Genomic DNA, 23,696 nt, shown 5'->3' on the forward strand with positions numbered 1-23,696 from the left:
CTCATTGCACGCCGAGGCAAAGCAAAAGCGATTGTCGCTCTTGCAAACAAGCTCGGTCGGGTAGCATGGCACATCTTAGCGAAAAATAGTGAATACGATATTAATCAGGCCTTTAAGTCTGTTTGATTAAAATAGTAAAGTTCTAAGGAGTTATCCTAGAGAAGCAACTGAGTTTGCAATAGCTGATGAATAAACGGTGAACCCTCCTTACTACACTCTGATAACGCAACAGGGTTATTGAAACCGAGGCTTTGAAAAGACAGTGAGGAGCGGATTACATCATGGCGCAGGTCTATTATCGACCTAGAAAGACGTCGGATATATGTTAGCGACCGTACCATTCAATTAGCCATTGCATCCAGAGGTGCGTCCATATATGTTGTACTGTGTCCAGTTCGTTGTTTTGTAGCGAGGTTTCGGCATGAGACGAGGGGAATTAACTTACTTAGCCGATCAGATCGTAAGCTTCTGATTTAGTTCCCTCGAATTACGCAAAGCCTCATCATAACATTATACCTGTTAGTATACTGATATTATCGACTCTAGCTTAGATAAGCAGCATCTGATACTGTTTTGCTACATCAGTGTCTATTGAAAACCTTTCATATCAAAAAGATCAGTGCTTGATTTTTATATGCTATTTTGTGAGTATGTTATCTTTAGGTTATTGTTCTAATGAATAAATTAAGTTTGCAGACGATTGGTATCGCTACGTCGGCATTTTTGATCCTACTTTTTCTTGCCCATATTGCTATTGCTCTGTTGCAGTCAACTCGGCAAGCCACGTTAACTGAAATACTACTTTCGCATACTGAGCGTGTTATCCAGGATGTTGTGGCGGCGATTGATGATGCCCGTGGAAACTTGGTCGAACACTGTGATTCTGCCACTATCGATGTATTTCAGGTTTTGGCTCATCGTCACTATTTTTTATATGATATTGGCCTTATTCAAGATGAAAAGTTGCTATGTACGGCGAACTGGGGGGATTTAGAACCGCCTCCTGCTGTTCCCATTGAAGGTGAATACGACACTCAATCGCTACACATCTATACAGAGACCAGTGAACTGTTTCCAATTGATTTACCTTTGGTTGCATTTCGACTTGGCTCTGTTGTTGCTTTCGCATCACTAGACTTTTACTCCCAATACCCTAGGTTAGCACCTCATTTTTCCTATCGTATTTTGTCTAAAAGCGAGCCGAAAACTTTGGCTTCGTATGAAGCTAAGTACCAATGGCCAATTGAGCAGCCGTTGTTTTATCATAGTGTTCAGCTATGCAGTGACAAGCTCCCCGTCTGCATTGACACTTATAATAGACGCACGGGGTTGTTGTATTTAACTGCTCCTGAGTTACTCATTGTTGTGCTTCTGTGTGCCTTGTTCAGCGCTTTTTTCTCATCTTGGTGGGTTTCTTTTAAAACACGTCGTGCCTCTATGGAGTATCGCTTTAAAGAGGCTCTTAAATGTCGACTTTTGCACTTGGAATATCAGCCGATCGTTCACGCTCGCTCAGAGCGTATAGCTGGTGTTGAAGCTCTTCTTCGATGGCGTGATGATCGATTTGGACACGTTTCGCCGGAATTTGTTGTTCAGATGGCTGAAGAGTTATCTTTATATGGTGCTCTTTCGGAGTTTATAGTCGATACAGCGTTTTCGGATATGGAAGAGCTACTATTTTCTTATCCCGAACTCTTCTTAGCATTGAATTTATCATCTTATGAGATACTTCATCCTAACTATCTAGAGTCACTTAAGGCTAAGGTCATGTCGAAAGGCCTTAACCCGCGTCAAATAAAGCTGGAAATCACTGAAAGAGTAGAGTTAGAAATCTCTCAACTCAGGGCATTCACACGCAGAGCGAAAGAGCTTGGCTTTATTGTTGCGTTAGATGACTTTGGTACGGGGGTTGCGAATTTGGTGTGGCTGACTGAAATAGACTTTAATGAGATAAAAATAGATAGGATATTTACGCAGTCACTATCTAATGATCTTAAGCGAGAGATGGTGAGACACATTATTATTATGATAAATCGACTTGATAAACCGCTGACTTTCGAGGGGGTTGAACATCTATCGGAATTGACTCACATTCAGGAGCTTTGTGACAACCCAATGGTACAAGGATGGTTGTATTACCGAGCTATGCCTAAATACGAATTACAACGTCTATTAGACTGAGTGGTGTTAGGTTTAAGCGTAATGTTTGTAGTGGTTTCAGTTGGCATATTTTACAGGGAGGAGGCGGAAGAGTTTACTTATGTAAATTTAATCTAGCCTCTTTACCAACGCTAAATACCTCTAACTGATAACGTTTGATTGTCTAGTAAGACAGACGGTTTTTGCGTCGATTGGTCGCCCTTTAGATTGAAATTAGACAAGTACCTCCCCATATATAAAGTATCATTCATAGGCTAAAAAATACCCATGCAAATCAAGCGAGACTTTGATTATTACTACAACCTACATCATTTAGTGACTCACTCTTTACTTCATTTACTCTGTAAGGTATCAGCTACTGAGCGTCATGTTCCTGTGACCACTCGAAATGAGATTCTTATCAAGTATCTGAAACCTAAACTCGCAAATAAATCCCTTTCCAATATAAAGAAAGACATCAAATTGATGCTTAGTCTGGCGAGAAGAAAAGGGGGGAACCTAGAAAAGAAACTGCACGAGCTAAACTCTCAAGCGAATAAAACGAAGCTCGTTGGAGCGGAAAAACTTTACAATTTATTGGTTCATCTTTATGACGAAGAAGGCATCGAGTCTCGTGTCTTTGAAGAGGGAATGGAGGCGCAATCAGGTATCCTGTATATGCTTGATGAACAGATAGAATATGGTTTTGATGATAACGATAAACAAATTGCACCGCTCTCGATGCTTATTCAATTAGAGAGGGCTCCAGAGCTTATTGATGTAATTGATCAACATGGTTTTTTTGTCGCAGAGATGAAAGAGTGGAATTCAGAAACACACCAAGCGCACATCTTGGTTCATCCAGTAAAGTAAACCTCATATCCCTTTGATGAAACGAATGGTTAAGCGTTTTTAGTTAACACGCTAAATTTTACCTAAGACTCCCTCTTCTCGACGCTTAAACGTGCTAGCCGCCGATCGCCTAGGGATTGGTATTACAGCGATAGCGAGTAAAGCCAATTGATTTTGAAAGGCCCTTGTTTTGTTAGAGCTCTTTTGGGTATCAATGAACTAGGGTTTCATTAGGCGATGACTACTGCGTAACCTAGAGGTATCGTATGATAGCTCGGATATTCTAGGTACCTTATAACCGCTCTGAGCAGTTATCGAAAAGTTAGTTCTAAATAATAGTTTGGGTAAGCAGGGCGGTTAAAGTTCAGGATTACTAGTCGTCAAACCGTAGTCTCAGGTGTTTCTTATAATGAAATCTTATGCAAGCCAACAGAAATGATTTTTAATTCTAGGGCTGGTGGTTTTTGAAGAAATAGAAAATATCACTGACATCACTTGATAGTGACACGGGCCAAATAGTGATATTTGGTGTTAGCACTAACTTAATTTGAGAGTCGATTTGGTAACAAGTTACTTGCAGATTCTATAAGTGGCTTACAGTTCCCCCTAAGCTAGTGGACTGCTAGTTAAGCTTGCTATATTTGGCTGAAAGGGTTGGGGCTTCTGTCGTAGTAGGTAGTCATTGACGCTGAGTTGTATAATTCCCTTCTGTATCTTTCGACTCTTTTTACTTTATGGATGTGCCCAATTGCTGATCTGAAGCTCCTTATAACATTGAGGGGGGGGGGCTATATTAAGCCCCTACAACAATTACAGTTCTTTTAAAATTCTAAGGTGTTGATATATATTGTTTATTTGGAGGTGGATTCTGTCTTTTCTATGTAGTCGCTCCACCAGCACATTATCTCTTTTCTTTGTTCGAAAAAATCAGAGCGGTTATAACTGGCTCTAGTCACATTTTTATCCATATGAGATAAACAAGCTTCGATATGAAGTGTATCGAATCCATGTTCGTGTAACGCAGTAGAAGCTATGGCTCTTAGTCCATGTGCGACTAATTCACCTTTGAACCCTAAACTGCGTTTTAAAGCTGCATTGGCCGTGTAGACGCTTATATGGCCATCTGGGTTTCGTTCGCTAGGAAAAACGAAATCTTTACCGATGCTGTGAGCTTTGATCTTTTCAAGTATATTAATTGCTTGCTTGGTCAGAGGTACTCTGTGTTCTCTTCTTCGCTTCATTTCTTCGGCAGGTATAGTCCAGCATTGCTTATCGAAATCAATATCTCTCCAGCGTGTTCTAGCTGCCTCCTTTGGGCGAGAAATAGTGTGTAATTGCCATAGTAGGAGTAGTTTGGTCTTATCTTGGATGCTGTCATTTTTCGACAATCGTGCCATAAGCTCACCTAATAGTTCAGGTCGTATTGTAGGCATGTGTTCGACTTTATGCTTCTCGAATGAATTAATCATCTTAGTCAGTGGATTAGCACTAATTACATCGCTTGCTACCGCATACTCCATAATTTGGTTTAAGCTCTGACAAATTCTTTTGATGGTAGATAACTTTCCGTCTTTTTCGAGAGGGCGTAGCATTTCAATGGCATCACGTCGAGTAATGTCACTTACCGGAAGAGTCCCTAAATGATCAAATACGTACTTTTCCAGTGTTCTCCAGATTCGCTCTGCATGAAATGAGCTGACTGACTTACGCTTCCTATCAAACCACATGGTTGAAATTTCTAGAAAGCTATCATTGTGCTTCCGCAATTCTTCGGTTCGTTTGTTTTCTTTGGAGCGTTTTGGATCGATACCTTCAGCGATTTGTTTCCGATATTCGGCTGCTTCAAGCTTTGCAGCAGCAAGTCGCAGTGAAGGGTAAGTACCCATTGCCATTTTGGTTATTTTTCGCGTTACAGGGTGACGATACTTGAACTGCCAAGCTTTAGTGCCGGTCCCTTTATCTGAACGCTTAGGTCGAATACGTAGCTGTAAACCTTCTTCAACGGTGAATGTATATTCCTTGTCTTTTATAACGAGAGCTTTGATTGTTGTATCAGTGATTCGCTTTGCCATAGCCGATGATCTTTGAGGTGATTACTTGGAGACCATTGTATAGTAAATTGATTTGGTGGGGTACCAGGTGGGGTACCAAAGTGATGATTTTTAGTGAAATCTAGTGGGACGCTATGGAATTGGTTTGTTTATTAAGTTGTTGATATTTAAATTTAAATAGACATTATGGCAAGCTGTGGAATTTTAGTTCAGGTGTCCAGGAAACCACTGGATTGAGTTATTAACCATTTGAATTTAATACCTTAATTTTTCTAATGCTCCAGCGGTTGTAAAAGTAGCAATGTGAATCTTGAGTGACACAATACTAGAACGCATTTTCTAAAACTGTGTTTACTTCAAGCTGCTCGAAACCGCGGAGTTGAGCTTTCTTTCATGTTAATACGCCAGTTTATCATGGAATGATGATGAATCATTCAAGATGAAAGTAAAAAGCTATGGCGTGCAAACCTAAAAGCACACATCCCTTATGTATACCGACTCGCAGTGAATATCCGTCTGGGTGAGAGACCGAACGCAAACACTGTGTAGTCAAAGGTGGATTGTGTTGTCAGATTGTTCTGACGAATTTTGGTTTTTTGGTTTTATATCAAAGCTTTATTTTTATTTCGCTATTGAGCGAAGTTTGACTTTTATCTGACAAAAACTAGTCTGAGCTTCCATTCAGAGGAAGCAGTCATGCTCAGTATTCTTAGAAGTATTACGGTATCGTCCGTCGCCTTAATTTTTTTAGCGAGTTCTTTTTGCTCAACTGCCAAACAGAGTCCTAAACCGAAGGTCATCGTTGGTGTTATTGCGCAAGACGAAGCTAAAGACTCGTTTGACGGTAGCGTTGGTCCTTCGTACGGAATTAGTCTTGAGTATTTGTCTAACATTACTAAAGCTTTGGATTATGAGTTAGAACTTCGGACTTACAAGCATATTCCGTCTTTACTTGCGGATGTCGAAAGCAAGAAGATTGATGGTGCGGTTGGATTTAGTAAAACAGCAGCAAGAGAAAAGCGTTTCTTGTTTTCGATGCCTTTTTTTTCGAGCACTATCGCTGTTTGGTATCGGAATGCCACTTACCGAGATAGTGATGCGCGTGATCTTAAATGGGTGTGTGTTGAGGGCAGTGTATATTGTGACAACCTCACTGAACGCGGTATCGATAAGATACATTACGTTAAAACACGTTTAGAGGCGTTTAATGAAGTTAAGCGAGGTAAAGCGAACGCGCTTATTTACACTTATGTTGGTATTACCCAATATTTGGATTTGAATGACATTGTAAAAGGGGTTGTCGATATTCCCAGTTGGTTGAAAAACGAAGAGGTGAGTTTTATCGCTTCGTTGGACAAACAGAGTCTGATCGATGACATCAACAAAATCCTTCAGTGGGAGCAAAATGGAAAAAATATTCGCTCCGTCGCCTCGAAAAATCCTTACCATATCAGTGATAAGTTATTGGTAGATTACCGACGTAATCATCAAAACAAACTAGTGATAACTTACAGCAGCAGTGACGAAGCTTATCCGTTTCTCTACCGAGATTCGCAAACGGGCGAGTTAGATGGCTTCTTTCCAGATTTTGTCGACTTATTGCAGTCTCGTACTGGCTTGAGCTTTAAGTATGTGAAGTCGACGTCGAGCCTTTCTAATGGATTAACGGCATTTGATGCCGATATAGTCCCCATCTCTTATGTGGGTGAGCTACCTAAGTCAGATTGGTTGTTCACTAAACCATTCATGCACAGTAATTACGTGGCTATCCAAGCGGAGCAGAGTAAGCGCGATAAATCTGCACTGAAAGAAGCGGGTATTCTGCTCACTTTGAAAAAGCAAGGGTTAGTTCATTTGGGCACTTGGCAGCAAGGCCAAGTTGATCATTATGATGATTTGAAAAAGCTGCTTACCGATTTGAAATCGGGCGTTTTGGATGTGGCTTATATTCCTGACGACATCGTTCACAACATGATTGCACAAGATCAAGTCGATGGCTTGGTGATCAATGCGGAGGACGTTTTGACGTTCTCTAATGCATTTGCGGTTGCAAACCACAATACACAACTTCAACACATGTTGAACAGCATCATCGAAACCATTGATTCTAACGAGATCGAAAAACTGCTGCGTTCTCACCGAAGCTTCAAACTGACTTATGGCTATGACTCGGAGCAGATCGCTACATTTGTTGTTGCTGGTTCATTCATATTCTGTCTCATGTTAATTGCGGCGTATTTCATCTTATCTCACATGCGACTTAAAGTGAGGTTAGCCGAATTTAATGCTGACAATGAGGAAGCGGAAAAGCAATGGCTGATGGACATCATCAAAGAGATCAATAGCTTGGTTTTTATCCATAGTGAAAATAACCATATGGAGATGAGTAATTGTGCGAACTACAACAGTAAACAGTGCCAACAATGTAGTTTGAAAAGTGATTCTGCGCACGTTCCTCTAGTGAATAATTTTGATGAACTGACCACTGTTATTGCTGGAAAGCGTATTTCAGAAGAGGTTGCCTCGTCGGGCTGTGAACTTGATATTAAACATGTATATCGAGAACGCAAAGTCATCGCTTCTCCTAGCGGTAAGAACAAGTTTGTACTGACTGTTATTCAAGATATTACCCAGCAAAAAGAACGTGAGCAGGCGTTAATCGATGCGCAAAAAGAAGCGCAAACCGCGGTACGTGCGCGCGAAAACTTTTTGGCAACCATGAGTCACGAATTAAGAACGCCATTGTCGGCAGCACACGGCATCCTCGATTTGCTAAATCGCCAAGTGACGGCAGATTCAAATCGCGAGTTAATTGCCCAAGCCATACGCTCGCTCAATCATTTGAATACGCTAGTAGACGAAGTACTGGATTATTCAAAGTTAGAGGCAGGGCACTTAACCGTCGCCCCAGTTAAGACCGACTTGCTTAAAACCTTGTGCGATGTGTTTCGAAGCTTTGAACCACGAGCGCTTGCGAAAGGTTTGGATTACAAAGTGACAATCAAACCATTTTCGAATGCTTTCATTGAAATCGACGCGCTGCGATTGGTGCAAATTACCACCAATCTACTCTCCAATGCGATGAAATTCACTGCCGAAGGAGAAGTTGGAATCAGTGTCATTCTTCATGAAAAGCAGCTTATTTTGAAAGTGGCGGATTCAGGTATCGGCATGACGGATGACCAACTCGAAGGCATTCTCAATCCTTTTGTTCAAGCGGATGACACTATTACGCGTAAATATGGCGGTACTGGATTGGGGCTAAGCATTGTTGACCGATTGATCGACTGCATGGGCGGCGTGCTCTGCATCGATTCACAATTTGGCTTGGGCACGACGATTACTGTCAGACTGCCAATTGAGCATTGCGACTCTGAGCCAGACGTTTGTTTGAACTGGACGTATAGCGAGAGCTTACCACTTAATATTCGCCAGTGGTGTGACGCGTGGAAAATGCGTCCAGCGACGTTAAAAACAATGGTGGCGAACCTTCACCCTATACACGACAGCGATGCCAGTTTTAATGGCCTAATGCTGCGTGACGAACAAAGGGTACTTGGCAGTCTTACGCTAAGAGAGATTCAATATCCAGATACATTGTTCAATTTGCTCAGCCAAACGCAGCAAGAAACCAAGCTTAGTGACGTAAATCAAGAAGTGGTTTCTTGGGTTCTCGGCACGGTACTGGTCGCAGAAGATAATCCCATTAACCAAAGTGTGATAGCAATGCAGCTTCATGAACTTGGAATCGAACCTGTCATTGTGAATAACGGCCGCGAAGCATGGGAATACATCAACCAAGATGAAAACGTTGTGTTGCTGCTGACCGATTTTCATATGCCAGAAATGGATGGCTATGAGCTTGTTAGGCACGTGAAAAACTCCGAATTTAAAGCAATTCCAATCATCGGTGTGACAGCAGAAGATGCTCGTCTTGCCATTGAACGTACACAGGATATCGGCATTGATGATGTGCTCTACAAGCCCTATGACCTTAATCAATTAAAAACCGTTTTGATTCCATTTATTGGCGAAAAAGAGAGGGGTAGGCTGCCCGGCTGGATTAAACGGTTCAAAGCTCAGGACGCAAAAGAGATTGCGCGCGTGTTTAGTCAATCAATGTCTACAGATATAAAAAACTTAAACGCAGCATCGACTGAGCGAGACAAAAAACGGGTCATTCATGGCATCAAAGGAGCGGTTGGGACGATAGGGGTAAGCATGCTGGCTGAGCTTTGTATTGAGGTAGAACGAGTTACTGCTGCGGAGTTTGACAGGCGAACAGCGGAGCTAATTTTACGAATCGAGCAGGAGATCGAAAACATAAACTATTGGGTAGAGACAAATGAATACACAATTTAATGTGATGGTGATTGATGACCATCCGCTACAAACCACAATACTTACGCAAATATTGGATCGCTATTGCGCGCAAGTCATCCCTTTTAACTGTGTGGATGCCGCTATTCAGAGTGTGCAGGAACAATATTTTGACGTGATTTTTTGTGATATCCAAATGCCCGGAAAAGACGGCATCGATATGATGGAAATGCTCGATAAAGTCCAGTACCAGGGGCAAGTTGTACTGGTCAGTGCAATGGAATTGACCATTATTTCTGCGGTAAGAGCCATGTGCGAGGGATTTAGCTTTGAAGTATTAGGGAAGCTGCCCAAGCCATACGATGAAAATGAAGTCGTTGATTTGTTAGGTAAAATAAGAGATGAAAAAGCGAAACAAGTCAGCTTTGCTCAACCGATTGAAGTGGAAGATCAAGAATTCCTGTTTGCTCTGGCTGAAGGGCGCGTGAAAAATTATTACCAGCCTTTAGTCGATGTGCAAAGTGGGGAAGTGCTTGGGTATGAAGCGCTCGCGCGTTGGAATCATCCTATTTATGGTGTGTTACCCCCTCATTATTTTTTGCCAATTGTAGAGCGTTGCCGCCTTTCAGGAGAGTTGTTTCAAGCTGTATTGAGTAATGTTATCTATGACATGAAACACCGCGGATTGACGCAAAACGTATCCATCAATGTAGACCATGAAAATTTAGAAGATACGGCGTTCTCTCATTACTTTTTACAGCAATGTTTAGAGAGCGAGATTGACCCATCACAAATCACCATTGAAATTACAGAGCGAGATACATTTCAGACTAGCGCGTCCCTGTACAAGAATTTACTCAAGTTGAGGATGAACGGTGTCACTGTCTCAATAGATGATTTTGGCACGGGTTCATCAACGTTTGAAAAACTGGCTCAACTGCCATTCAACGAGTTAAAAATCGATCGTTCGTTTGTACAAGGTGTCGAATGCGATATCAAAAAACGCAACATCGTTGTTGCTATTTGCGCGTTAGCGAAAAGTTTGAATATACGATTGGTCGCGGAAGGTATTGAAGACGAAGTCACACTGCAAGCGATACGTGAGTATGGCATTGATCTTTGCCAAGGCTTCTACATTGATAAACCCATGCCACTAGAAGCCATAACCATACTAAATGAAAGATATGAATAAATTGAATTACTTGATCTTTGACGATCATCCTCTTGTTTGTGTTGCAATCAAGTCGTTGCTGGAAGAGTTAGGTAAAACAAATGGGGTGTTTACTGCAACATCAGCGAAGATGGCATTACAAATATTGAAAAAGGAAGAAATTCAACTGTTGATCTTAGATGTGAACTTGGCAGATTGCGATGGGTTTGATTTCTACAAACGTATCAAATCCCATGGTTATGAAGGCAAAGTCATTTTCTTCTCCGCTGAAACTAGCCAAATGTACAGCCAAATGGCTTTTCGTTCTGGCGCTGATGGCTATGTGTGTAAATCGGAAAATCACGACATTCTTAAAGACGCGATAGAAGCGGTAGAGAAGGGGTATACCTTCTTCAAATTTAAGCAAGTTGTTAATAGCGTTCGAGAAATGCCACAACTTTCAAGCAGAGAAAGCGCAGTAATGAAGTATTTATTACAAGGAAAGTCCAATCGAGAAATCGCTTCAGTGCTATCAATAAGTGACAAAACAGTCAGCACATACAAACGTCGTCTATTGGATAAATTTAACGTAAAGAACATTGTTGAGCTAACAAGAGTGGCGGGGGCGTAAGACCGCATCATGACACTTAAAAGTATCGCGTTGTCTCTTTTCATCGCAACATTACTATTCGTCACTTCTGTCACAATGATTGGTGCGGTGTTAATTTCTTATGAAGTAAAGCAGTTCAACACTTACGCGAATAATTTAGCCAAAATAAAACAAAAAGTAATTCTCATGGGGCTATTGACGGAAGCGCAGCTCGAGCAATACAAAGGCATGAGCGTGAGTGAAGTAGAAGCGCAAACAGAGCTGAGCTTTCAAGATGCGATTTACTCCCTGTCACGTTATGAAAAACTTAATTACGTTGAAGCTGTTGCACGGAAATCGCTTCATCAGGCTGAAGCGTATTTATCAAATGCGTTCAATCGACAAAATGCCGTTATGTATTTTCGTTCTTATACTGGAAACAAACTCATCTTAGAGAGACCGATTGAAGCGCTAGAGGGAGTGAAAGCCACATTTGATGTTGATTGGTGTAAAAGTAACTATTCTTGTGTGTTAGCCGCGTGGAAAGAGCAACTAACGGACCGGGTATTGTTTTCCCTACCATTTAAAACGACATACTCCGATGACATGGCGATAAGCATCATGAGTCCGGTTTACTTTCAAGGTGAGTTAGTGGGAGAGTTCTCGGAAGAATTATACCTCTCGCCGCTTTATAATGATGGGAAAGCGGTGGATGTTCAAATAGCGAATGGGAACAAGCAAATGGTGATTTATTTCGCTGGCTACCCCTTTCCATCATTCGCGTACACCCAATCATATGTCGCAGACAACAACAATCTCATTGTTTACATGTACCCATTCAGTAAAATTGTATTGGATTACGTGTTCTTGTTTATCATCTTCTTTTTCGTAACCTTAGCGTATTACAACAAAGCTTATGAATCTAAAGAGAGCAAACTTCGCCTCGCGAAAGCACTGACGAACGTGACGAAAGATGATTTAACGGGATTGTTTAACCGCAGAGTCTTTCAAGATAGCGAATTCAAACGTCGTTTGGAAACCGCGCCATATTCCGTCATTGCAATAGATGGCGATAGGATCAAGCGAATCAATGACCATTACGGTCACCATGTAGGGGACGAAGTTATTGGGATTATTGCTGATGCTATGTCTAAAGTGTTTCGAAATAGTGATTATCTAGTTCGAACTGGTGGTGATGAGTTTGTTGCGATTCTGCCAGGTTGCAGTATCAGCCAATCTTCAATATTGGCGAAGAAGCTTCGTAGTGTCGTTAAAGATAACCGACTAAAGACCTTGGATATCGAAGTTAGTGTGAGTACTGGTATCGCGGCGAATGAGTTACACGAAACGCTTCAGGACGTTATTGTACGTGCAGATGAAGATCTCTATGAGATGAAAAAACACAGACAAAAGTCCCATTAAGCAGGTCTGGTATTGACTAAATGCAAAGTTACGGAACATAACCATGACATAACTGTTTGATTAATTTGACCAAACAGAATGAGTGGTCTTTTATATTAGAGCAGTCAACAAATAGTGATTGCTCTATTTATTCTCGACCTTACATCTGGTGTCGCACGTGAACAAAGATCTCGACTTAAACTTACTTAAAATACTTGTCTTACTGGATAAGCACCGTCAGCTCAAGCCCGTTGCGAAAGCGATGGGGAAGAGCGAAGCGTCAATTAGCAAATACCTTGCCCGATTGCGACTCCAGCTAAACGATGAATTGTTTATTCGGCATCCTCACCACATGGAACCGACGGACTATTTAAAACGTCAATTACCTAAAATTTCCGATGCACTCGAGAAGCTTGAAACTTGTCTAATTAGAGATGAGTTTGAACCGGAAAATTACGAAAAAGACATCACCATTTGTTTGCCGCAAACCGCTCAATACTCATTTGGGCATTTACTTGCAATGGATTTAATGGCGCTGTTTCCCAAGGCGCACATTTCGATAGCAACGATTACAGAGTATACGATAGAAGAGATAATCCTAGGCAAAGTGGATGCGCAGTTACATTACTTCAACGAGGATGTTCCGAAATCTGTTTATCAGAAGTTCATCGGCTATGCGCCTGCTGTGGTAGTTGTCCCTGAAGAGCTGGGAATTACCACCCTGGAAGAAGCGGCCAAACTTCCCTTTATCATGTTAGAGATTATCGGTTGGAAAGAGAAAGAGCAGCTCGTTAAGCGTGCAATGGAAAGCCACGGTATGGTCATCAACCGTATTGCGGCTCTAGACAACGTAAGCAGCGTATTGAAGCTAATTAAGCAAAAAAGCGCCGCAACCGTGTTACTTGAATATCAGGCGCCAATTGATGGATATAAATTTATAAGAGTGCCAGAGCATTTTTACCCAGATGGCTGGCCAAAAGTGGTTGTACAGGTGAAGCAAAGCTTAAGACATGATGCAATGCACCAGTTGTTAATCGGTGCTATTGCAAAATACATGAGCGCTTAGCGGCAAAACTCAATGTTTTCTGACTGAGGAATAGTATGCAGAAGTTCAATCAACGTGTCCGCATGGTACTTCTTCAGAATACGCGTTTTGTAGGTGCTGATTGTTTTAGCGCTGAGTGAAAGTTGTTCAGAAATCTTCTTATTAGAGTAGCCTTGTACAAGATAATGGAACACCATGGCTTCGCGATTTGAAAGTGTTACGTTACCCGACGATGGTGTGTGAGTCGACTTAAACATTGAGTAACCGCGTGAAACACTCACAATTGCGTCGATAATGGTCTCTCTTGTTTCATGCTTGCTTAAGAAGCCGTTTGCGCCCATTTCGTACGCTGCTTTAGAAAGACTCGAGTAGTCACGTGAAGAAACAAATAACAGTCGGCCACGATATCCTGTCGCTAAAATGTTTTTGGCTAAACGCATACCATCGCGGTCGCCAAGCACTACGTCTAAAATAATCAAATCAATCTTTTGGCCTCGGACAAGATCCATCACTTCCGCACTGTCAGTGGTTTGAATCACTTCAGCTGTGTTGACTACAGATTCAACTAGAGAAGCAATAGCTTCGCTATACAATGGTTGAGCGTCGATAATAAGAACATTATTCAAAGTTAACCTCACCTAATACATCAACTAGTGTGCTGTCAGGCGACAGCGCAATTGGATGAATAGGATTGTAGGAAAAACCTTGCTAAGAGGAAGGAAAATGACTCTTTCCAAAAGTGAAAATCAGTGTCTTGATTATGGGAATAGCGATGTCAGGTATTGAAATACCTAGTGATAGGATGATTGCTTAAAACTTACGCTGACAGAAAACTAACAAACTGAAAGTGTTCTTTCAGTGTTCTATGCCTTCAGATTTTCTTGCGATGCCTCTAGCGCTTCGATTTAAACCCGTGTGTTCACAAGCGCAGTTTTATACCATGCCACTTGAAGAGAGCTTGTTATACACCAGGCATGAGCACAGTAGCCAACTTTGTACTGATATCTGTTAGATAGGTTTGGCTATTGACGCTGAACATCACTTCAAATTATTTCTAAACTTTTCATTGACTCTGCCGCTAAAAGTGGAGGTGTTAATTCGCACTTTGGCCACTCATAATGTCGTGTTCAAAAATGAGACAATTTTACATGGTTTGGTATGGAAATGTGCGTTAGCCGTCCTTTTGATGGTTTACAAATTTTGTTGTAACGACTAAAAAGGACTTTTGGATTTTTAGCCAGAGAACGGCTTCTCATGGCGTTTGCATCAAACTTTTCTGATGCGTATTTTCGGTTGGATAATTGGCTTTATGAGTAACGTAACCAGCACCATTTTGACAGAAAGTGGTACCAATGAGCTTGAAATCATCGAGTTTCATTTAGAAAAAACATTGCCAGATGGCAGCACAAAAACTTGTTATTACGGCATTAACGTTGCGAAAGTACGAGAAGTGATTCGCGTGCCAGAAACAACCGATTATCCAAACGCACAACCTCATATGATTGGTGTGTTCTCATCCAGAGATGTACTGACGCCTTTAGTGGATTTAGCTGGTTGGTTAGGTGTGCCAACACGACAAGATCTGGAGCGCAAGTTTGTAATCGTTACGGATTTCAACAAAATGACCAATGGCTTCTTAATTGACAGCATTTCGCGTATTCATCGCATCTCTTGGAATGATGTGGAATCACCAAGTCAGTTTTTGGAAGCGGGCGAACAAGATTGTGTAGTAGCCGTTGTCCGTAAAGAAGGCAACCTGATCATGATTCTCGACTTTGAAAAAATCATCGCAGACATCAACCCAGAATTGAGTATGGAAAAATACGATGTGAAAGGGGACAAGTCGGTGGATCTCAACCAGAGAATGGTCGGTAAGCGTAATGCTAAAACGATCATGGTGGTGGATGACTCAGCATTTATTCGCTCTTTGATCCAAGATACATTAGCTTCTTCAGGTTACAATGTGATCACATGTAAAGACGGTGGTGAGGCGCATGAGAAGTTGATGAGCTTGATCGAGGTCGCGAAAGAAGAAAACTTGCCAGTTAAAGAGCTATTAGATGCGGTGGTTACGGATGTAGAAATGCCTCGAATGGATGGTATGCACTTAGTGAAGAGACTACGCGATACCGAAGCGTTTCATGAAATGCCGATCATTATGTTCTCGTCATTGATGAGTGAGGATAACCGAGCGAAAGCACTATCTCTTGGCGCAAATGATACGATTACCAAGCCAGAGATTGGCCGCATGGTGAATATGATGGATAAATACGTGTTTAACTTTGCGTAAAAAACCGATCAGATGAAACAAATAAGGCTGCCGATTGGCAGCCTTATTTTTATTGAGGGCAGGGAAGAATATCTAAGGTGTAACTCTCGTTTGGAGTCTGCGGCGGCCCATATAAAATTCCGCATTGTGTAAGGCTAGCTCTTTTTTCGTCGGCTGCAGCAATGACCATTTCGCGAGTTGTTGAACCAGCCGGGTGATGAAATGTTTTCCAATCCGAGTCTTCTTCGTTCAGTCCTTGCACGAGTAACTTCATCGATTCGCTATCAGAATCAGGATATCCATATAAAAAAACACAGCGCTTTGAACCACCAATATTACAGCCGTCAAATGGTAAATCTGCCATTAAAGCACTGTCTACGAAGTTTGAAACGTAAGGCTTGCTTTCCAATCCCGCAATCGCCATTTTCCCATAACCCACGCCTAATGCTGACGCAATAGCGCCTTTCATTCCTTCCAAACGTGCTTCACGTGCATCGCTTTGAAGGTTTAAAAAGCGTGGCGCGGCAGTGACAGCAAGAATACCGAGCACGACAATAACTACGACAAACTCTATTAGAGTAAATCCCGTTTGTTTTTTCATATTATTTTCACAGCAAGTTAAAGGTAGAAAAACACTGACCGTACACTTGTTTATTGTGTAAATAAGTACGGTAATGATAAATCAATCAGTAGTATAAAGAGGTGAGTTGTAAAGTGCTATACCGACGCCGCACTAATTGACTGAATCCATTAAATGCAATGGAGAATTCACGGGTCTAATTCTGCTAGATTTTAAGAGGTCATTAATTCCGCTGAAGAAATGCTGCGTGAACAGGCGAGCATGAATCCTCTTCGATGTAAGCAAACATGTACATCAGCGGAATGAAATACAAAATGCAAATGAGGGCGAACCGCACAAATGGATTGTCTTTTTATTCACTTTGATGAATGCTACGCGGAATTCATATCGCAGTATGCCTGAGGTATTCATCATGCGAATGTGCTTTGGTTTTGTGTTTATTTTTCAAATATAAGAATAATCTAAATGGAATTCGATTCGATAAACTTCCTTGCAATAGGTTTGATATTTCTTGGCTCTTATGTCCAGACCGCAATCGGTTTTGGCTTGGCTATTGTTGCCGCACCTTTACTGATTCTTTGGGCGCCAGAATATGTTCCTGCGCCAATCTGTTTAGTCGCGTTATTTATTTCGTTGATGAATGCGATGAAGCACCGCAGTAGTGTTGAAATCGGCGGCTTAAAGATGGCGTTGATTGGGCGAGTGCCGGGATCAATTGCTGGTGGCTTGCTACTCTTTTTTGTATCTACACAAACTCTCACGCTTTGGATTGGTTTGTTGGTGCTGTTTGCAGTCGTGGTGAGTGTTTTACCGTTTCGGGTTGAGCCTACGCCTTCGCGTATGACATGTGCTGGTTTCTTTTCTGGGTTGTTTGGTACCAGTTCTGCGATTGGAGGCCCTCCGATGGCGTTATTGTTGCAGCATCAAGAAGCAAATCAGTTACGCGGCAACTTATCGGCTTTTTTTGTTTTCAGTTCGATTATTTCACTAATAGTACAAATCCCAGTGGGCTTCTTCACATTGCATCATTTGGTCATTACTATTCCTCTATTACCTGCTGCGGCGCTTGGTTACTGGCTAGCAATGAAAACTACCCAGTCGTTACCAAAAGAAAAGATTCGGTTTGGGGCACTTATGTTGTGTTTTGTGAGTGGCTTTACCGCCGTCGTACAAGCGTTGAGCCAATAATGCCATCTGCATCATAAAGTCACTGCGGGATTGCATTCCTTTTTATGTATGGCGGACTTGTTTACTTACGCCAAATTGGTCGTTTAGATGGGCGATAGTTTTATGAATAACACTCGTTATGGCACTTTTATGGCAGCATTCTCCTTTGTGATCTGGGGATTGCTACCAATTTATTATCGTTATTTACCGAATGCTTCTATGGATGAGTTGCTAGCATGGCGAATCATTGGGTCTGTACCTGTCGGGTTTCTAATTGTACTTGGGATAACCCGTCGAGGGCTGAATTGGAAAGAAATCTGGCTTGATAAAAAATCCTTGTGGTACACGTTTGTGGCGAGCAGTTTGATGTGTATTTCTTGGAGTGCGTTCACTTGGGCTTTGACCCATCATCGGGTCATCGATGCCAGCTTAGGCTTCTTTATTGGACCATTAGTATCTGTTGCGCTGGGCGTATTTATTCTTGGGGATAGGCTCTCAAAAGGCAAACTTATTGCAATAGTGTTGGCAACAATTGGTGTTATGTATCAAGTGATTCACTATGGTCAGCTACCCGTTATCGCACTAACGATGGGGTTGTTCTTTGCTTTGTATGGGCTGTACAAGAAGAAGATAAATTATGACTGGAGTACAACCTTGTTTGTTGAGGCGTTGTTACTGACTCCAGTTGCACTCGCCTATTTGCTCTATAAACAATGGGCAACTGGTGAACTGGCTTCGGGCACAGATACCACAACATTGCTTTTGTATTTTGGCAGTGCACCTATCACACTTTTACCACTCGTATTTTATTCTATCGCAATACGTATAACTAATTTATCAACCGTCGGTCTAATGCAATACATCGAGCCAAGCTTGCAGTTTGTGTTGGCAGTTATGTTTTTTGGCGAGTTGTTTGACGAAGTGAAAGCGGTGACCTTTGCATTTATTTGGGTAGGGCTGTTGTTCACAATTTTTGAAAGTATTATCAAAGGGCATCGGCGCAAAAAGCTAGTCAAACACCCCTTATAGTGGTTTCAATATTCTCACATATTAGCTTCTTTATTCTTATGCCCTCCATTCGAGGGCATTTTTAATACCATAAAGCATTGGCTTTCGTTTTTTGCCCGAATAGAAATCATAACTTGAGATTATTTGACGCATTATCATAATGATACCGCTATAGTTATAGCCAAGTGACACGCTTATATAAGTGAAAACCAGATCAAGAAGGACGACATATGATCACAGCTCTGTATGCCAACATTCTCGCAATACTCATTATTTGGTTGGCTGTTCAAGTAATTAAGCAACGTCGCTTAAATCAAATTGCTTATGCCGATGGTGGGGTAGAGGCTCTACAAATTGCTCGTAGTGCCCAGAGTAATGCGACAGAATATATCCCCATCACCCTGATTTTAATGGCACTTTTAGAATTTAATAGTGCTTACCCAACATGGATACATCTCACCGGTATTATTTTTGTAATTGGTCGAGTTATTCATGCTAAAGGCATATTGAAAAAAGACTTGAAAAAGCGCATTAGAGGGATGCAGGTGACATTTCTGGTGATACTTTCATTGGTTGTGTTAAATATGATTTACCTGCCATACGATAAGTTATGGTAAGTCTGCGACGTTACATTCCACCACCTTGGGTACTCGTCCTGATTGGATTAGTACTGAATATTGGCGCGATCATCGTTACTAGCTTAGTCCTTGATAAGTTGGGTAAACAGCAATCGCAGCTCGCAGAGCAAACAGCAAAAAACTTGTATTCCATCCAACTCGCATGGAACAGTGTGGAAACCCTAGAAAGGAAAAGAGAAGCTTTACTGCTGCATGTGCACATAAGTCAGAGCGTAGCGATACCTTTAGAGCTAGAAGAGGTATTAGCAGGGCATTTATCTTCTTGGGTTCTCAACGAGTCGGATGAAATAAAAATTGATCAACTTCCTCGACTGATGTCAAAGATAAATCAGGCACAAGCTTCGTATAGAGACCGCATCGATAATTACTACATTGAGAATGTAGGGCTCAATGAGGTAATGGCAAAGCAGGATGAAAAGATCGCTTGGTACAAGAATATCGGACTCTTCTTGCAAGTATTCGGACTTGCGTTAATCCTTGCACGCGACTTAGCTAGGAAGCAATAAAAGCAAGAGCTAAAGATCAGGTTTATTGCGAAATGCCAATGGTAGTTTGCAAATTGCAATTTATTCTGTGAGCAAACAGTAGCTATTGGTTAAGTTTTAATGAAAGTGATTAAATAACAACCTGTTTTTGTGCGCTGAAAAGTTGGCACGTCTCATGCTTTAGTATGAGTGACCCTTTCTAAGCCGAGGGTCACCTAGCCAACTGACGTTGTTAGTGAACCATCTTGTTCACAAATATATACAGCCAATCACGACTCCTTGTGGTTGGCTTTTTTTTATGCAGTCTAGAACTGTGCTTTAATCCAGATCATGCGATGGTCGGAAGATACATCCTTACCATCACCATACTTACCGATACGTGCATCGTTAAATAGTTTACGGCCTTCTTCATAAGACGCTGACCAGTACACACCAGAGTCTATTACATTCAAATTTGCTGAAGGCAAGGCATAGTCTACCCCTAAGCCAAACGTTGAAGTGATGCGATTCGGATATGGGTGAGTTGAACTGTGGTCAACAGCGTGTTCAGCTGCACCAAAGCTTGTTGGGTAAAGCTCACCATTCATCACGGTTTGGTTAACCAATGGATCGTTGTGCAGCTCCTGCATTACAGAGCTAATACCGTCACCAGACACTGGATCAAGGTTTTGATCACCCATCATTACGAATTTAGCGCCGTTCGTTAAGCCACCTGTTTTACCCGCATCGTCGTAAAAATAGTCTTTGCCTTGAATGTAATGATGCCAAAACTCCACTTCTGCTGCGTTTTGCGCTTTGTTTTTACCGGTGTCGAATACTGGTGGAGTAGGATGAGACATCAACAAGTGTACAACTTCTTCGCCGTTGCGAGTTGGAATGATGATTGGTGCGTCAACGTGGTTTTTCGAAGATAGACGCACTTGATCCCATTCTTCCGCTGAGTACCATTCATCACCACACTTCATGCCGTCTGGAATCTTTTGCGAGCCATCGCAGATAGTAATGGTTGGAATTTTCGCACCTTCCATATCTTTCCATTTAAATGCTTGGAATGTACGTGTGTTTGCTGTGTCAATTTTATACTTAGACATAAGGGCAAATGCATATTGACCATGGTACATGCCAAAGCCCCATGCATCACCTGGCATTTGACCTGCGGTTCCGTTGTTGTCGAGATCAAACTCACTCAACAACCCTGTATTAGTTGAATAAGATTCAGCATAAGGGTATTCAATAGGCTCAAGGTTTGCTTCACCGCCCGCGCCATCGATACTTTGCGCGACAGACAAGTAGTTCTTCTGGAATCCTTCAATGGCTGCTTTGTTTTCCCCTGTTCCGTCGTTGTTGTATTCCGCCATCATAAGAACATCAGGACGATTCTTTTGAATGATTGCTGCAACGTTACGAATTTGAATGACTTTTTCCGCAGTGGTTTTGTCTTCGGCTGCGATTGAACCGTCTAAATAAGAGGTGACCAACGCAGTTTGCTGCGTTGGTTCAATTTGCATTTCACCTACCAAAGTTTCGAAGGTAGCGCGGTCAAAAGAGAGGTTGTAAGTCGCTATTTTTACTTCTTTAGGCTGAACATTGACGTATTCAGTGTCGTCATTACATCCAGATAGTAGAGCGGCGCCAACAAGGACAGCGATAGAGGTTTTGATTGCTTTCATGGGTACGTCATACCTTATAATTAATTCGGCTGAATATTAAAGTCATCAGTCATTGTTTTAAGCGATATTAGTCACACAAACGTTTTCATATTTACATGTTCAATTAGTTTTTGTGTGATTTGTGCAATAAATGCAACACTTTCAACACCAGAAGGTTATATGTAAATTGTTAAAAAACGGTGTCGTTATTGATGCGAAATAGAGAGTCCGCCACCGTTAAAAAGAAAAGCGTAGAATTTAAGCGTGCATGAGATGTTTGAGTTGTATGCTTATCGCCGTGTTTTATTTTTTATGTTTAGATTTCCGTATATAATAAGCAGTCAATCAGAAGTGAGGACGACCTCACCGCTCTATCTTTTCTCGGGGACGACCCCATCTCGTTGGGAAATGTGACATGGCTTGGGGAATTCTCTTCATTGCGGGCTTGTGTGAAATCGCATGGGCTGTCGGTCTTAAATATTCACAAGGGTTTACCAAATTCGGTGCTTCGGCATTCACTATTGTCTTTATGTTATTGAGCTTTTGGTTGCTTGGCATTGCGTTAAGAACCTTGCCTTTAGGCATTGCTTATGGAGTATGGGTAGGGATTGGCGCAATAGGCACGGCAGTCGTGAGTATTTATCTGTTCAATGAGCCAGCAACACTTATCAAAGCCTTAAGCTTGCTAATGATTGTCGCTGGTATCGCAGGGTTAAAAATATCAGCTTAACGTTAGGCTAAACACAAAACAGCCAGAGTCACTCTGGCTGTTTTTCTAAATGTCGTGTTTACGGTTCTGGCGAGGTATATCAAGCGTTGCGCTTAATAAAAGGTAACCGTAAGTGATGACCAAACGCATTAATTAATGCGCCTGTAACAATCAGACCGCCACCGACGTACGTCCAAATGATCGGAACCTCGCCAAAGAAAATGATGCCCAACAACACAGAAAATACGATCTGGATATACGAATAAGCGGAGGCTTTACCCGCTTGTTGAGTTTGCATCGCTTTGGTTAACCCCAATTGCCCAATTTGGGTAAAGACACCAACTAGAACCAACATGAAAGTCAGATATAGATCGGGCATTACAAAATCGTCGCCAATCAGTAAGAGTGAAGCGGGGAGAGCAACCAACGGGAAATAGAAAATGATCACTGAGCTGTCTTCTGTCTGACTCAGTTTTCTGACAATGACGTAGGCAATTGAGCTACCAAATGCGCCTAAGATCGCAATCATGACGCTAAACATTGGTAAAGCGCTATCTGAGCCTTGCCCCGTTTCTGGGCTTACCATGATATAGATGCCGAGTAAGCACAACGCAATACAAAGGAAAGTTGACGGCTGGATGCGCTCTTTCAAGAAAAATACGGCGAGTAGTGCAGTAAACACCGGATGAATATATTGGAATATCGTCGCTTCTGCCAAAGGTAAGGTGGTCACTGAATAATATACACACATCAGAGCCATCGTGCCCACAGCACCGCGTGCAAATAGTAATGGCTTATTATTGCCCCATACAGAAATTCGTTTTCGCTTTACATCGAAATAACTAATGATAAGTGAAACGAGCGCTCTTGCTGCAACGATTTCAAAAACGGGGATACCGTAGTTGCCGACGTGCTTTACTGTAGCCGACATCAGAGCAAAGCCGAACGCGGAAAGCACCATAAAGCGCACACCGATGGGAATCATAGTGTTGAATGAATTGGACATTTTACTGCTCATTTGTTGCGACAGATCTCACTTTAGCATACTTAGTTAGCGATTAAATCCTCTCAACTCAAACACTTCTGTCGACAAGATGAATAAACAGTAGAATACGTAGCAATTAATCTGCCTCTCTTCAGCGTAACAATAAAAACTCGATATTTAAGGAGCTTACATGATCCCGATAAAAGCAACGCATGTTTCAGGCGTTGTCATTTCAAAAATTGATGGTATAGAAAAAATGCTGTTACTCAAACGCGTAAAAGGTGGCTATTGGTGCCATGTTGCAGGTGGTATCGAAGCGGGTGAAGCCGGGTGGCAAACCATTTTAAGAGAGTTAAAAGAAGAGACACTAATTGACCAAGTTGAGTTACATACAGCAGACTTCCTAGAGCAGTTCTACGAAGCAAAAAATAACCGTATCATGGTTATCCCATGTTTTGTGCTATTTTGTCCGCCTAACCAATCAGTTGTTCTTAACGAAGAGCATACAGAGTATCGCTGGTGTACGCTTGAAGAAGCTAAGCAGCTGGCTCCGTTTGCCAATCAGCATCACCTATATGAACATGTATGGAAACATTATGTAGATGTGGCATCACTAACGCCATTTACGCTGATCGATCAAAAGGGCTAAATGAACGGCA

The 23,696-nt window shown here is 41.8% G+C and carries 19 protein-coding genes and 1 pseudogene; 15 read left to right on the forward strand and 5 right to left on the reverse strand.

The annotated features are described in order from the left end of the window. The 3 genes and pseudogenes from R7Q09_RS13505 to R7Q09_RS13515 form a co-directional block, all read left to right on the forward strand. Positions 1-126 (forward strand): annotated as a pseudogene (locus R7Q09_RS13505) (IS110 family transposase); the annotation flags it as partial. Positions 127-675: 549 nt separating this feature from the next. Further along, entirely contained in the window at positions 676-2,181 is a 1,506-nt protein-coding gene (locus R7Q09_RS13510) for an EAL domain-containing protein (RefSeq protein ID WP_042763520.1), read from the forward strand. 246 nt (positions 2,182-2,427) lie between these two features. Further along, positions 2,428-3,012: a DUF2913 family protein gene (locus R7Q09_RS13515; protein WP_258479228.1), complete on the forward strand. Its 585-nt coding sequence runs from the start codon at positions 2,428-2,430 to the stop codon at positions 3,010-3,012. Positions 3,013-3,842: 830 nt separating this feature from the next. Here R7Q09_RS13515 and R7Q09_RS13520 read toward each other — a convergent pair. Next, a complete protein-coding gene (locus R7Q09_RS13520; protein WP_318070850.1) occupies positions 3,843-5,063 on the reverse strand; it encodes a tyrosine-type recombinase/integrase in 1,221 nt (406 codons plus the stop codon). Between the two features lie 675 nt (positions 5,064-5,738). Between R7Q09_RS13520 and R7Q09_RS13525 the strand changes: the two genes are divergently transcribed. The 5 genes from R7Q09_RS13525 to R7Q09_RS13545 all read left to right on the forward strand — a co-directional run bounded on the left by R7Q09_RS13525 (position 5,739) and on the right by R7Q09_RS13545 (position 13,568). Next, positions 5,739-9,404 carry an ATP-binding protein gene (locus R7Q09_RS13525; protein WP_318070852.1) on the forward strand — a complete coding sequence of 1,222 codons (3,666 nt, stop codon included), beginning with the start codon at positions 5,739-5,741 and terminating at the stop codon, positions 9,402-9,404. Next, positions 9,388-10,554, forward strand: coding sequence for an EAL domain-containing protein (locus R7Q09_RS13530; RefSeq protein ID WP_170890131.1), 1,167 nt, complete (start codon positions 9,388-9,390; stop codon positions 10,552-10,554). Before R7Q09_RS13525 ends, R7Q09_RS13530 begins: the two co-directional genes overlap by 17 nt. Beyond that, positions 10,547-11,143, forward strand: a complete 597-nt coding sequence (locus R7Q09_RS13535) for a response regulator transcription factor (protein WP_017635347.1) — start codon at positions 10,547-10,549, stop codon at positions 11,141-11,143. Before R7Q09_RS13530 ends, R7Q09_RS13535 begins: the two co-directional genes overlap by 8 nt. A 9-nt stretch (positions 11,144-11,152) precedes the next feature. Further along, positions 11,153-12,523, forward strand: coding sequence for a GGDEF domain-containing protein (locus R7Q09_RS13540; RefSeq protein ID WP_213874253.1), 1,371 nt, complete (start codon positions 11,153-11,155; stop codon positions 12,521-12,523). Positions 12,524-12,680: 157 nt separating this feature from the next. Then, positions 12,681-13,568: a LysR family transcriptional regulator gene (locus R7Q09_RS13545; protein WP_017635345.1), complete on the forward strand. Its 888-nt coding sequence runs from the start codon at positions 12,681-12,683 to the stop codon at positions 13,566-13,568. Here R7Q09_RS13545 and R7Q09_RS13550 read toward each other — a convergent pair. Next, on the reverse strand, positions 13,565-14,173 hold the full coding sequence (locus R7Q09_RS13550; RefSeq protein WP_025767841.1) for a response regulator transcription factor: 609 nt from the start codon (positions 14,171-14,173) through the stop codon (positions 13,565-13,567). The two genes, R7Q09_RS13545 and R7Q09_RS13550, sit on opposite strands and share 4 nt — an antisense overlap. A gap of 683 nt (positions 14,174-14,856) precedes the next feature. On the opposite strand from R7Q09_RS13550, the gene R7Q09_RS13555 reads away from it, so the two are divergent. Then, positions 14,857-15,837, forward strand: coding sequence for a chemotaxis protein (locus R7Q09_RS13555; protein ID WP_025998672.1), 981 nt, complete (start codon positions 14,857-14,859; stop codon positions 15,835-15,837). Positions 15,838-15,886: 49 nt separating this feature from the next. Here the strand turns inward: R7Q09_RS13555 and R7Q09_RS13560 are convergent, their stop codons facing one another. After that, positions 15,887-16,417, reverse strand: a complete 531-nt coding sequence (locus R7Q09_RS13560; protein ID WP_318070853.1) for a type II secretion system protein — start codon at positions 16,415-16,417, stop codon at positions 15,887-15,889. A gap of 444 nt (positions 16,418-16,861) precedes the next feature. Here R7Q09_RS13560 and R7Q09_RS13565 point away from each other — a divergent pair, with 444 nt between their 5' ends. The 4 genes from R7Q09_RS13565 to R7Q09_RS13580 all read left to right on the forward strand — a co-directional run bounded on the left by R7Q09_RS13565 (position 16,862) and on the right by R7Q09_RS13580 (position 19,715). Then, complete coding sequence (locus R7Q09_RS13565; RefSeq protein ID WP_042520743.1) at positions 16,862-17,584, forward strand: sulfite exporter TauE/SafE family protein; 723 nt, start codon at positions 16,862-16,864, stop codon at positions 17,582-17,584. A gap of 102 nt (positions 17,585-17,686) precedes the next feature. Then, the gene (gene rarD, locus R7Q09_RS13570) at positions 17,687-18,592 is read left to right on the forward strand and encodes an EamA family transporter RarD (protein ID WP_031778926.1); all 906 of its coding nucleotides are present in this window, start codon (positions 17,687-17,689) and stop codon (positions 18,590-18,592) included. Positions 18,593-18,801: 209 nt separating this feature from the next. Next, positions 18,802-19,188, forward strand: a complete 387-nt coding sequence (locus tag R7Q09_RS13575; protein ID WP_005376510.1) for an MAPEG family protein — start codon at positions 18,802-18,804, stop codon at positions 19,186-19,188. Beyond that, complete coding sequence (locus tag R7Q09_RS13580; protein ID WP_318070854.1) at positions 19,182-19,715, forward strand: DNA mismatch repair protein; 534 nt, start codon at positions 19,182-19,184, stop codon at positions 19,713-19,715. Before R7Q09_RS13575 ends, R7Q09_RS13580 begins: the two co-directional genes overlap by 7 nt. Positions 19,716-19,999: 284 nt before the next feature. Here the strand turns inward: R7Q09_RS13580 and R7Q09_RS13585 are convergent, their stop codons facing one another. Next, complete coding sequence (locus R7Q09_RS13585) at positions 20,000-21,364, reverse strand: endonuclease/exonuclease/phosphatase family protein (protein ID WP_213970382.1); 1,365 nt, start codon at positions 21,362-21,364, stop codon at positions 20,000-20,002. 394 nt (positions 21,365-21,758) lie between these two features. Between R7Q09_RS13585 and R7Q09_RS13590 the strand changes: the two genes are divergently transcribed. After that, positions 21,759-22,073 (forward strand): DMT family transporter, encoded by a 315-nt coding sequence (locus R7Q09_RS13590; protein WP_005376506.1) that lies wholly within the window; start codon positions 21,759-21,761, stop codon positions 22,071-22,073. Between the two features lie 79 nt (positions 22,074-22,152). Here the strand turns inward: R7Q09_RS13590 and R7Q09_RS13595 are convergent, their stop codons facing one another. After that, the gene (locus R7Q09_RS13595) at positions 22,153-23,058 is read right to left on the reverse strand and encodes a DMT family transporter (protein ID WP_005376505.1); all 906 of its coding nucleotides are present in this window, start codon (positions 23,056-23,058) and stop codon (positions 22,153-22,155) included. Between the two features lie 169 nt (positions 23,059-23,227). Between R7Q09_RS13595 and R7Q09_RS13600 the strand changes: the two genes are divergently transcribed. After that, the gene (locus R7Q09_RS13600; RefSeq protein WP_005376504.1) at positions 23,228-23,686 is read left to right on the forward strand and encodes an NUDIX hydrolase; all 459 of its coding nucleotides are present in this window, start codon (positions 23,228-23,230) and stop codon (positions 23,684-23,686) included. Positions 23,687-23,696 lie beyond the last annotated feature (10 nt).

It is taken from the genome of Vibrio sp. 2130-1 (assembly GCF_033339515.1).

Excerpts from the sequence above, each read along its gene's own strand:
- R7Q09_RS13535 (WP_017635347.1), top strand. The coding sequence starts at position 10,547 with ATGAATAAATTGAATTACTTGATCTTTGACGATCATCCTCTTGTTTGT.
- R7Q09_RS13595 (WP_005376505.1), bottom strand. The coding sequence starts at position 23,058 with ATGTCCAATTCATTCAACACTATGATTCCCATCGGTGTGCGCTTTATG.
- R7Q09_RS13555 (WP_025998672.1), top strand. The coding sequence starts at position 14,857 with ATGAGTAACGTAACCAGCACCATTTTGACAGAAAGTGGTACCAATGAG.
- R7Q09_RS13580 (WP_318070854.1), top strand. The coding sequence starts at position 19,182 with ATGGTAAGTCTGCGACGTTACATTCCACCACCTTGGGTACTCGTCCTG.
- R7Q09_RS13530 (WP_170890131.1), top strand. The coding sequence starts at position 9,388 with ATGAATACACAATTTAATGTGATGGTGATTGATGACCATCCGCTACAA.
- R7Q09_RS13575 (WP_005376510.1), top strand. The coding sequence starts at position 18,802 with ATGATCACAGCTCTGTATGCCAACATTCTCGCAATACTCATTATTTGG.
- R7Q09_RS13515 (WP_258479228.1), top strand. The coding sequence starts at position 2,428 with ATGCAAATCAAGCGAGACTTTGATTATTACTACAACCTACATCATTTA.
- R7Q09_RS13560 (WP_318070853.1), bottom strand. The coding sequence starts at position 16,417 with ATGAAAAAACAAACGGGATTTACTCTAATAGAGTTTGTCGTAGTTATT.
- R7Q09_RS13540 (WP_213874253.1), top strand. The coding sequence starts at position 11,153 with ATGACACTTAAAAGTATCGCGTTGTCTCTTTTCATCGCAACATTACTA.
- R7Q09_RS13600 (WP_005376504.1), top strand. The coding sequence starts at position 23,228 with ATGATCCCGATAAAAGCAACGCATGTTTCAGGCGTTGTCATTTCAAAA.
- R7Q09_RS13520 (WP_318070850.1), bottom strand. The coding sequence starts at position 5,063 with ATGGCAAAGCGAATCACTGATACAACAATCAAAGCTCTCGTTATAAAA.
- R7Q09_RS13510 (WP_042763520.1), top strand. The coding sequence starts at position 676 with ATGAATAAATTAAGTTTGCAGACGATTGGTATCGCTACGTCGGCATTT.
- R7Q09_RS13590 (WP_005376506.1), top strand. The coding sequence starts at position 21,759 with ATGGCTTGGGGAATTCTCTTCATTGCGGGCTTGTGTGAAATCGCATGG.
- R7Q09_RS13565 (WP_042520743.1), top strand. The coding sequence starts at position 16,862 with ATGGAATTCGATTCGATAAACTTCCTTGCAATAGGTTTGATATTTCTT.
- rarD (WP_031778926.1), top strand. The coding sequence starts at position 17,687 with ATGAATAACACTCGTTATGGCACTTTTATGGCAGCATTCTCCTTTGTG.
- R7Q09_RS13525 (WP_318070852.1), top strand. The coding sequence starts at position 5,739 with ATGCTCAGTATTCTTAGAAGTATTACGGTATCGTCCGTCGCCTTAATT.
- R7Q09_RS13585 (WP_213970382.1), bottom strand. The coding sequence starts at position 21,364 with ATGAAAGCAATCAAAACCTCTATCGCTGTCCTTGTTGGCGCCGCTCTA.